The organism is uncultured Microbacterium sp. (assembly GCF_913776565.1).
Classification (GTDB): domain Bacteria; phylum Actinomycetota; class Actinomycetes; order Actinomycetales; family Microbacteriaceae; genus Microbacterium.
In genome coordinates this window covers 1-9136 of the sequence record NZ_CAJYPF010000087.1, presented here as the reverse complement: position 1 = coordinate 9136, position 9136 = coordinate 1, and the positions used below count along the sequence as shown (strand labels likewise).

At 70.3% G+C, this 9136-nt stretch carries 8 protein-coding genes; 5 read left to right on the top strand and 3 right to left on the bottom strand.

Annotated features, from left to right (window positions below; genetic code table 11):
- Positions 1 to 69: 69 nt before the first annotated feature.
- The gene (locus tag QZ433_RS04870) at positions 70 to 1479 is read left to right on the top strand and encodes an MFS transporter (RefSeq protein ID WP_295780329.1); all 1410 of its coding nucleotides are present in this window, start codon (positions 70 to 72) and stop codon (positions 1477 to 1479) included.
- A gap of 37 nt (positions 1480 to 1516) precedes the next feature.
- The gene (locus tag QZ433_RS04865; protein ID WP_295780327.1) at positions 1517 to 2251 is read left to right on the top strand and encodes a fumarylacetoacetate hydrolase family protein; all 735 of its coding nucleotides are present in this window, start codon (positions 1517 to 1519) and stop codon (positions 2249 to 2251) included.
- A 69-nt stretch (positions 2252 to 2320) separates the two neighbouring features.
- Here the strand turns inward: QZ433_RS04865 and QZ433_RS04860 are convergent, their stop codons facing one another.
- Entirely contained in the window at positions 2321 to 2446 is a 126-nt protein-coding gene (locus QZ433_RS04860) for a hypothetical protein (RefSeq protein ID WP_260979764.1), read from the bottom strand.
- Positions 2447 to 2739: 293 nt separating this feature from the next.
- On the opposite strand from QZ433_RS04860, the gene QZ433_RS04855 reads away from it, so the two are divergent.
- On the top strand, positions 2740 to 3384 hold the full coding sequence (locus QZ433_RS04855; protein ID WP_295780324.1) for a 50S ribosomal protein L25/general stress protein Ctc: 645 nt from the start codon (positions 2740 to 2742) through the stop codon (positions 3382 to 3384).
- Positions 3385 to 3516: 132 nt separating this feature from the next.
- On the top strand, positions 3517 to 4101 hold the full coding sequence (gene pth, locus QZ433_RS04850) for an aminoacyl-tRNA hydrolase (RefSeq protein ID WP_295780322.1): 585 nt from the start codon (positions 3517 to 3519) through the stop codon (positions 4099 to 4101).
- Between the two features lie 77 nt (positions 4102 to 4178).
- Here the strand turns inward: pth and QZ433_RS04845 are convergent, their stop codons facing one another.
- The gene (locus QZ433_RS04845) at positions 4179 to 4676 is read right to left on the bottom strand and encodes a DUF4064 domain-containing protein (RefSeq protein ID WP_295780320.1); all 498 of its coding nucleotides are present in this window, start codon (positions 4674 to 4676) and stop codon (positions 4179 to 4181) included.
- A 122-nt stretch (positions 4677 to 4798) separates the two neighbouring features.
- Positions 4799 to 5284 carry a hypothetical protein gene (locus QZ433_RS04840; protein ID WP_295780319.1) on the bottom strand — a complete coding sequence of 162 codons (486 nt, stop codon included), beginning with the start codon at positions 5282 to 5284 and terminating at the stop codon, positions 4799 to 4801.
- A gap of 73 nt (positions 5285 to 5357) precedes the next feature.
- Here QZ433_RS04840 and mfd point away from each other — a divergent pair, with 73 nt between their 5' ends.
- On the top strand, positions 5358 to 8945 hold the full coding sequence (gene mfd / locus QZ433_RS04835) for a transcription-repair coupling factor (protein ID WP_295780318.1): 3588 nt from the start codon (positions 5358 to 5360) through the stop codon (positions 8943 to 8945).
- The last annotated feature ends 191 nt before the right edge of the window (positions 8946 to 9136 follow it).

Below are 9136 nucleotides of genomic sequence, written 5' to 3'. Positions count from 1 at the left end.
ATTGAACTGTGTCCACTCCGTTGATACAGTCGGCCTGTCGAAAGACCCAGCCGATCGAAGGAGATGGCCGTGACCACTGCATCCACACCGACGCCGCAGCCGCAGGATGACCCCGAATACGCCGCGAACCTGCGCCGCGCGACACTCGCGTCGAGCATCGGCAGCGCTCTCGAGTACTTCGACTTCGCGCTCTACGGGCTGTCCACGGCGCTGATCTTCAACGTCCTGTTCTTCTCTCAGAACAACCCGGCGCTCGCCACGGTGGCCGCCTTCGCGACGTACGGCGTCGGCTTCCTCGCCCGTCCCTTCGGGGGACTGTTCTTCGGGGTGCTCGGCGACAAGCTCGGCCGCAAGTGGGTCCTCGTCATCACGATCCTGCTCATGGGCGGGGCGTCCACCGCGATCGGACTGCTGCCGACCTACGAGGCCGTCGGCATCCTCGCGCCGATCCTGCTCGTGATCATGCGCCTGCTCCAGGGTTTCGGCGCGGGAGCGGAGCAGGCGGGAGCGACCGTGCTCATGGCCGAATACGCCCCGGTGAAGCGCCGCGGGTTCTTCTCGGCGCTGCCGTTCATCGGCATCCAGGCGGGAACCCTGCTCGCCGCCGTGGTGTTCAGCCTCATCTCCCTCCTGCCCGAGGATCAGCTGCTCAGCTGGGGCTGGCGCGTGCCGTTCCTGTCGTCCTTCGCGCTCATCCTCCTCGCGCTCTTCATCCGCATGCGTCTGCGCGAGACCCCGACCTTCATCGAACTCGAGAAGAACGAGCAGATCGCCGAGCGCCCGATCCGCGACATCTTCACGCGCGGTCTCCCGGGCGTGATCGTCGGCATCGGCCTGCGCATGGCCGAGAACGGCGGCTCGTACATGTTCAACACCCTCGCACTGACGTTCTTCGTGGCCTCGGTCGGGGGTCAGGCCGACCGCAGCCTGCTGACGTGGGGCGTCACCCTCGGCTCGCTGATCGGCATCTTCTCCGTGCCGCTGACCGGGGCGCTCTCCGACCGCATGGGGCGGCGCACGGTCTACCGCGCGGGCGCGGTCTTCATGCTCGTGTTCACGTTCCCGGCCTGGTGGCTGATGTCCCTCGGCAGCTACCCGATCACCATCGCCGTCATCGCGATCGGCATCGGCGTGGCCGTCAACTCGATGCTCGGACCCCAGTGCGCGATGCTCCCCGAACTCTTCGGCAACCGCCACCGCTACCTGGGCGTCGCGATGGCGCGCGAGATCTCCGCGGTTCTGGCCGGCGGCCTCGCCGGTGTGCTCGGCGCGTACATCATCGCGGTGAGCGGGGCGAACTGGCTGCTGCTGGCGATCTACATGGCGACGCTCGCGCTCATCACGACGGCGTCGACCTTCCTCGTCCCCGAGACCCTCCGCCGCGACCTCACGCGCACCGACGATGCGATCAAGGTGTCGCGCGAAGAAGCCGGCGAGGGCGTGGATGCTACGACCGTGACCGTGCGGACGATCCGATGAGTCGCGGAGCCCGCCGCCGTCGCGGGGCGGGGTGCTGATGCGCATCGCGCGCGTCGCCACCCCCGACGGCCCGCGGACCGTCCGGGTCGCCGACGAGGGACTCATCCCGATCGCCGATCCCTACGCCGCCTTCGCGGCGGGTGTGCCGGTGCAGGATGCCGGCGATCCGGTGCGGGGGAGCCTGCTCCCGCCCTGCGTGCCCACCGTGGTCGTCGGGATCGCGCAGAACGGACCCGATCACCCGTCGCCCGTGCAGGCGTGGCTGAAGAGTCCGCGCACGATCGTCGGGCCGGACGCCGAGGTGCGGCTCCGCCGCGACGCGGGGACGACCGTGGCCGAGGCGGAGGTGGCGGTCGTGATCGGCCGCCCGACCGCGGGGCTGACGGCGCGCAACGCCCACGAGTTCGTGCTCGGGATCACCGCGGTCGACGATCTGTCGAGCCCCGAGCGGGCGGCATCCGATCCCCGCAACTTCGAGTCGAAGTCGGGGGCGGGCTACACCCCGCTGGGTCCCGTGATCGACACCGCTCTGTCGATCGACGACGACCTGCCGCTGGGGCTCGTGGTCGACGGGGCCGACCGGGCTCTCACGTCGGCGGGACGACTGCCGATGTCGCTGCGGGAGTGTCTCGCCTATGTGGCGGGGTGGAGCGAACTCGGCCCCGGAGACGTCGTGATGATGGGCGCTCCGTTCTCGCAGGCGCCGGTCCGGCCCGGCCAGTGCGTCGAGGTGAGGGTCGGCGACCTCCGGCTGCGGACCTTGACGGTCTGAGGACGCCGACGGGCCCCCTCGACCCGGATGCCGCGCGAGAGCGTGGGCGGTGCGTGTCGCCCCGGCGGATCAGTGCTTCTTGTACGAGGCGTTGCGACCGAGAGAGAACAGCGCGCCGATCGCGCCGATGCCGCCGATGGTGGCGATACCGCCGATGACCCAGAGCACGACGTGAGAGAAGAAGCCGCTGTCCATGATGATCCTCCGGGTCGGTGTGGCGTGTCGATCCTACCGTCGCTGCGGGGTGGCTCCCGCCGCCCCGGGGTGCCGGGGTCGTGACGAGGGCGTCGCGCTGGTAGACTTCCGGGGAACTTCGGCGAGGGACATCCCCGCGTGCGTGTCGCCACGCACGGATGTCCGTGATCGACGCGGTGATGCAGGCTCCCGGCTTTCCTCACGCGCTCGCGTTCGAGTCGAATCCAGACCACACAGATGCGGATACCGTCCGCTCACGATCTGCGGGACCCCGAGCCCGCGAGGAGAACATCATGTCGGAAGACAACAAGGTCGTCGCGGAGCTCCGCGAGAACTTCGGCAAGGGCTTCGCCCGCCGCCTGCGCGCCGCGGGCAAGATCCCCGCGGTCATCTACGGCCACGGCACCGACCCCCAGCACGTCGCGCTGCCCGGCCATCAGGTCGCGCTGCTCATCCGTCGCGCCAACGCGCTGCTCGACCTCGACATCGCGGGCAAGGGCCAGCTCGTCCTCGTGAAGGACGTGCAGAAGGACCCCGTGCGTCAGATCATCGAGCACATCGACCTGCTCGTGGTCAAGAAGGGCGAGAAGGTCAGCGTCGACGTCCCCGTCGTCCTCACCGGCGAGCCCTTCCCCGGCACGGTCGCGATGCTCGACACCGCGTCGGTGTCGCTCGAGGTCGAGGCCACCCACATCCCCCAGAACGTCGAGGTCGACGTCGAGGGCGCCGAGGACGGCACGCAGATCACCGCGGCCGACCTGACCCTGCCCCGGGGCGCGACGCTGGTGACCGAGCCCGAGACCCTCATCGTGGGTGTCTCGATCCCGCTCGACACGATCGCCGCCGACGAGGAGATCGCCGAGGCCGACGCCGAGGTCGCCGAGGAGCAGTCCGAAGAGGCCGAGACGGCCGAGGGCGCCGAGGGCGACGAGAACTGATCCCGCGCGGGCCTCACGGTCCGCAGCAGGCGAGGGGGCGCGTTTCGCGCCCCCTCGTTTTCTCTCTCCGGGGTGATCCGATTCGCCGTCCGGGTGGAGTGGGTCCGCACCGGATCCGGAAGGATGGATGCCATGGCGCACACCTGGCTGATCGTGGGACTCGGGAACCCCGGGCCGCGGTACGAGGCGACGCGGCACAATGTCGGGCAGATGGTGCTCGACGAGCTCGCCTCCCGCCGCCGCGAGACCTTCAAGGCGCACAAGGCCCACGCGCGCGTGGTCGAGACGTGGCTACGGCCCGGCGCCGCCAAGCTCGTCCTGGCCAAGCCCAACAGCTTCATGAACGTCTCGGGCGGCCCGGCCTCGCAGCTCGCGCGCTTCTACGGTACGGAACCCGAGCGCATCGTGGTCGTCCATGACGAGCTCGACATCCCCTTCGACACGATCAAGCTCAAGGTCGGCGGGGGACACGGCGGACACAACGGCGTGCGCGACATCGCCAAGGCCCTGGGCACGGCCGATTTCCCGCGCGTGCGGGTGGGCATCGGTCGCCCGGCGGGGCGTCAGGATCCCGCCGATTGGGTGCTCGATCCGTTCGGAGCGGCCGAGCGCACGACCTTGCCGATCCTCGTCTCGGATGCCGCCGACGCGGTCGAGATGCTGATCGACGAGGGGCTGGTCGCCGCGCAGCAGAGGTTCCACGCCCCGCGCGCCTGAGCGTCCGGCATCCTCCCGTCCCGATCAGCGGACAGTCGAACGGCCCCGATCCGCGAGGACCGGGGCCGTTCGATCGTTCAGAGGGTCGAGCCGATGCCGACCGAGGCACCGATCCCGAGCGCACTCACGACGACGACACCGCCCAGGACGGCGAGCGCGATGGCGGCGATGGCCCAGCCGCGTCCCCGGTTCTTCACCGCGGCGATGATGCCCTGGATGAAGCCCCAGAGTCCGAAGATCCCGTAGATCACGAACGCGGCGAGAGACAGGCCGGCGAACGCGGCGGCGGCCTCGCCGGCGCCGGGCGGGATGTTGTCAGGGTCGATCTGGCCGGTGCCGTCCGCGTACTGCGCCAGCCCCGCGCTCTGCAGGCCGGCCACGTAGGCGAGGATCGCGCCCACCACGACGGCGATCAGCGACGCGACGAAGGCGATGATCCCGAGCTTCTTCGACCCCACCGGGTGTGACGACGGCGCCGGCGCGCCGTAGGCGCTCTGCCCGGCGGGCGCGGGGTAGCCCTCGGTACGAGCGGCGGGCTGGCCGTACGGCTCCGGGGGCGGGGGTGCTGTGCTCACGGGATGCTCCTCTGGTCGGCGGACGCGACGCGCCCTTTCCGACACCGTACGCACGCGGCCCGCCGCGGCCTCCGGGGGTGGACGCCGCGAGGATCCGCGGGGTATCGCGGGGAAAGCGCCGGTCAGACGGACAAGCCGGTCTCGCCGAGCGTGGCCAGCCCCGTGACGACGGCCACCACGACGAGCAGGGTGAACACGGCCGGCCCGAGAGCGGAGACGACGACGGCGGCGATGCCGGCGCCCCGGCCCGCGCGCCGCGCGATCGCGACGATGCCCAGCACGAGGGCCGTGATCCCGATCGCGGTGCCCGCCCAGAACGACACTTCGCCCACGAGCACGAGGTCGCGCACCGGAGACAGGATGCGCCAGTCGAAGGTGGTCGACGTCGACGACGCCAGCCCCGGAGCGGCTCCCCGCGCGACACGGTAGGCCGCGAACCCGCCGACGGCGGAGGCGAGCACGCTGGCGATGATGGACAGCAGGAGGGCCCAGGTCCCGACCGGGCGCCGATTCCGACGCGCGGGCGGCGCGGTGCGCAGCTCGCCGACCGGTGGAGCGACGTGCGGGGCGGCGAAGACGGGCCCGTTCGGAGCGCTCGGCGAAGTCATGTCGCCACTCTAGAAGGCGCAACCCCCTCGTGCTCCGGACCCGATGTCACAGGCCCCGCGTAGACTTTCCCGAGTGACAGTTCCCGGGATCGTGCGCGCCCTCGAGCAGGCTGAGTCGTACCGCGAGGCCGCCTCCGCGGCCTCCGCCGACCTCTCGCTCTCCCTCGTCGACGGCCTCGACGCCCCGGTCATCGCGGGCCTCGTCGAACGCCGGCGGGCGGCCGGCGATCCGGGTGCCGTGCTCGTGATCGCCCCGACCGGCCGTCGCGCGGAGTCCCTCGGACCCGCCTTGGATGCCGTCCTCCCCGGCGCGCACGTCCTGCACTTCCCCGCGTGGGAGACCCTGCCCCACGAGCGCCTCAGCCCCAGCCCCGAGACGGTGGGGCGTCGCCTCGACGTGCTGCGTCGTATCGCCGCGTGGGACGGCGAGGCCCCCCTCGTCGTCACGGCGTCGGTGCGCAGCGCCCTGCAGCCGCTCGCCCCCGGTCTGGGCGAGGTCGAACCGGTCGATCTCGTCGTCGGGGGGCGAGGGCACGAGCTCGAGACCGTCACGACCCGCCTGATCGAGCTCGCCTATCACCGGGTCGACATGGTGTCGCGCCGCGGGGAGTTCGCGGTGCGCGGCGGAATTCTCGACGTCTTCCCCCCGGTGGCCGATCACCCCTACCGCGTGGAGTTCTTCGGCGACGAGGTCGATCAGATCCGCGCCTTCTCGGTCGCAGATCAGCGCTCCCTGCCCGGGGACGTGTCCGCGGTCTCGCTCAACCCGAGTCGCGAGCTGCTGCTGACCGCCGGGGTCCGCGCGCGCGCCGGGGCGTTGCGCGACGGCTACCCGGGCCTGCGTCAGCTGCTCGAGAAGATGGCCGAGGGGATCCCCGCCGAGGGCATGGAATCCCTCATCCCGGTTCTCGTCGACGATCTGGTCACCCTGGTCGACTACCTGCCGGGCGGCAGTGCGGTGGCCCTCGTCGACCCCGAGCGCTCGCTCGCGCGCGCCACCACGCTCGGGGATACCAACCGCGAATTCCTCGAGGCCGCGTGGTCGGCGGCGACCGCCGGTGCCGACACCCCCGTCGACCTCGATGCCGGCGACTTCGTCACCCTCGACGACCTGCACGAGATCGCGAGCGGTCGCGGCGGCGTCTGGTGGCAGCTCAGCGCCTTCGATTCGGGGGCGGCGGATGCCGAGGACGAGGGTCTCGTGGTGGGCGACGATTCCGCGCACCGCGTCAAGTCCGATCCCGTCCCCTCGTTCCAGGGCAACGTCGACGGCGCCACCGCTCACGTCGGGACGCTCCTCGCCGACGGGTGGTCGGTGGTGGTCACGGCATCCGGTTCGGGGATGGTGGATCGCGCGCGCGACGTGCTCGCCGAGCGCGGCATCGCGGCGCGGCGCGTCGATGATCTGCGGACGCCGCCCGAGCCCGGTGTGGCCCACGTCGTGTGCGCTCCGCTCGAGCGCGGCTTCGAACTGACCGAGGCCCGTTTCGCGGTGATCACCGAGACCGAGTTCTACGGCCGCTCGGTCAGCGGTGACAACCGGGGCGTCAAGAAGCTCGCCTCGCGACGTCGCAACGTCGTCGATCCGCTCCAGCTCAAGCCGGGCGACGTCGTCGTGCACGCGACGCACGGGATCGGCAAGTTCATCGAGCTGACGCAGCGCGAGGTGTCCAGCGGTGGTCGCAACGCCGTGAAGACGACCAAGGAGTACCTCGTCCTCGAGTACGCCCCCGCCAAGAGGGGCTACCCGGGCGACAAGCTCTTCGTCCCCACCGACCAGCTCGACCTTCTCTCCAAGTACGTCGGGGGAGAAGCCCCCACGCTGTCCAAGATGGGCGGCAGCGACTGGGCGGCGGCCAAGGGGCGCGCGCGCAAGGCCGTCCGCGACATCGCCGTCGAACTGGTCAAGCTGTACTCGGCGCGCATGGCGTCCAAGGGGTACGCCTTCGGTCCCGACACGCCCTGGCAGCGAGAGCTCGAAGAGGCCTTCCCGTTCGCCGAGACGCAGGACCAGCTGCAGACCATCGACGAGATCAAAGCCGACATGGAGAAGCCGATCCCGATGGACCGTCTGCTCTCGGGCGACGTCGGCTTCGGCAAGACCGAGGTGGCCGTGCGCGCCGCCTTCAAGGCGATCCAGGACGGCAAGCAGGTGGCGATGCTCGTGCCGACGACCCTGCTGGTCAAGCAGCACCTCGAGACCTTCGCCGAACGCTTCGCCGGTTTCCCGGTGACGGTGCGTCCGCTCTCGCGCTTCCAGTCCGACAAAGAGGCGAGAGCGACGCTCGCCGGTCTCACCGACGGCACGGTCGACATGGTGATCGGAACCCATCGCATCCTCACCGAGAAGGTGATCTTCAAAGACCTCGGCCTGATGATCATCGACGAGGAGCAGCGGTTCGGCGTCGAGCACAAGGATGCTCTGAAGAAGCTCAAGACCAACGTCGACATCCTGGCCATGAGCGCCACGCCGATTCCGCGCACGCTCGAGATGGCGGTGACCGGGATCCGCGAGATGTCGACGCTCGCGACGCCCCCCGAGGACCGGCATCCGATCCTGTCGTACGTGGGACCGCGCAACGACAAGCAGATCGCGGCGGCGATCCGCCGCGAGCTCTTGCGTGAGGGTCAGGTGTTCTACGTGCACAACCGGGTGTCGTCCATTCAGCGGGTGGCGGCGCAGTTGGCCGAACTCGTCCCCGAGGCGCGGATCGTGGTCGCGCACGGACAGATGGGGGAGCACGCTCTCGAGCAGGTCGTCGACGACTTCTGGGAGCGCCGCGCCGACGTGCTGGTGTCGACGACGATCATCGAGACGGGCCTCGACATCTCGAACGCGAACACGATCATCATCGACCGCGCCGACAAGTACGGACTGTCGCAGCTGCACCAGTTGCGTGGACGCGTGGGCCGCGGTCGCGATCGGGCGTACGCGTACTTCCTGTACGACGAGATGAAGCCGCTGTCCGAGACCGCGGCGGACCGCCTCGAGACGATCGCCGTCAACAACGACCTGGGCAGCGGCATGCAGGTGGCCTTGAAGGACCTCGAGCTGCGCGGAGCGGGCAACCTCCTGGGCGCCGAGCAGGCCGGCCACATCGCGGGTGTCGGGTTCGACCTGTATCTGCGCATGATCGGCGAGGCGGTCTCGACGTTCCGCGGGGAGGACGTGGACGGCCCCACCGAACTCCGTCTGGAGCTCCCCGTCGACGCTCGCCTCCCCGAGTTCTACATCGACAGCGAGCGCCTTCGACTCGAGGCCTACCAGAAGCTCTCGGCCGCGGCGTCGGCGACGGCGAAGGACGACTCCATCGACCTGGTGGTCGAGGAGCTCCGCGATCGGTACGGAGAGCCGCCCGCGGAGGTCGAGGGCCTCATCGCGGTCGCGCGTCTTCGTCGACGCGCCGCGCAGGCCGGCCTGGCCGATGTCGTCGCGATGGGGTCGAACCTCCGCATCGCACCGGCGAACCTCGCCGAATCGATGCGGGTGCGCCTGCAGCGTCTGTACCCGAAGGCGAAGCTGGTGGCGGGAGGGGATGCCATGGTCGTCCCTCTTCCGCAGGATGCCGATGACGCGAACCTCATCGCCTGGGTGCGTCAGCTGCTCGACGCACTCTGGCCGTTGCCTGTCGACAAGACGGTCGAGACCGCGTCCGCCTGAGGGGCGGCAGGACTTGCGAGTCGAGGGGTTCCCCGGGGTGCAGTGCCCCCGGAGGGACCCCTCGTGGTTTTTCCGCGTGTTTTCGGGGTTTTGGGGGAGCGACACGCCCGGGGTGTGGTGTGGATTCGACGGGGGTGTGGTTCGGGCGTAAGTTATTACTTGTTCGCCCCACAGGGGAGAGCGGAGCGGCC